Below are 896 nucleotides of genomic sequence, written 5' to 3'. Positions count from 1 at the left end.
GTTGGTTTGCTAAGTGTTGCTACTGTACCCCTTGATTACTTAACAGGCTGTATCTGGTATCTGGAAACTGTTCACGCAGCGTTGCCAAGCAATACCAGTCATTCAGAATCCTCCCCTTTGGAACGGGGAGTAAGGGATAGCGCTCCGCGCCGCCGGCGCGTTCGCGACAGCGTTGCGTAGCCATAACGATGTCACAAACCGTTTTATTGCTATTTGAAATGGCTATATGTTAAGTCTTTGGTCAAGGTTCGCCGCGCGAAAAGAAGAGGTTAAGATCGGCTTGTAGCGTGTTCAAACTGCCTATGTCTGCCCGATCCAAGTCCAAAGTAGAAGCCCCAGCCAAGGGAATGGATCCCGGCCAGTTTACCGAAGCTGATGTGGCCGCAATTGCAGAGCGGTTGGAGCGCAATGACTACCCAACTGTCTTTGGCTGCTTGGAAGACTGGCATGCCCTTCGAGCCATTGCCTTTTATGCTCCCAGCTTGGTGGCTCCCTATGCACACCTATTGGAGTGGGAAGTGGATGAAGATTAGGGCTGCCCTCGCAGTTCTGAAGGGATCCTGGTGTTCAGGCTGAGGGGGGAGGAGGACTTCCGTCAGAAATCTGCTTGCGAATTAGGTAGCGTACTTCCTCAAGGAGGATGTTGAACCTTTGATCCGTTTCCGCTTGACGTTGGTTGATGGCCTGCATAGCCCGTTCGTGCTCTTGTTGTAGAGCGGTGAGAGTAATCAGAGCTTGAGTCACTTCTTCTGCCCATTCGGCAAGATGGGCCAGGTCAGAGCGGGTCTCGCTGACAACCTGCTGTAGCTCTCGCAAGCTTCGAGCCTGGGCAGCAGCTTGTTCGGCAGACTCAGCGCGGCTGGCCTGGATGGACTGATGCAGCTCCTGGATTTCCC

General features: G+C 53.6%; 1 protein-coding gene and 1 pseudogene. One reads left to right on the top strand and one right to left on the bottom strand.

All coding sequences use genetic code 11. The features are described 5' to 3' along the window. Window positions 1-302 precede the first annotated feature (302 nt). Entirely contained in the window at window positions 303-533 is a 231-nt protein-coding gene (locus NW826_RS11170) for a DUF2555 domain-containing protein (RefSeq protein WP_414336153.1), read from the top strand. 34 nt (window positions 534-567) lie between these two features. Here the strand turns inward: NW826_RS11170 and NW826_RS11165 are convergent. Then, window positions 568-896: pseudogene (locus NW826_RS11165) on the bottom strand (hypothetical protein); the annotation flags it as partial.

This window comes from Synechococcus sp. OH20 (genome assembly GCF_047502685.1).
In the GTDB taxonomy this organism is placed as follows: Bacteria; Cyanobacteriota; Cyanobacteriia; order Thermostichales; family Thermostichaceae; genus Thermostichus.
The sequence above is the reverse complement of the archived record's forward strand: the minus strand, read 5'-3'. Positions and strand labels throughout refer to the sequence as shown.

What these genes read in the sequence shown, in the direction of transcription:
- NW826_RS11170 (WP_414336153.1), top strand. Translation starts at nt 303, where the DNA reads ATGTCTGCCCGATCCAAGTCCAAAGTAGAAGCCCCAGCCAAGGGAATG.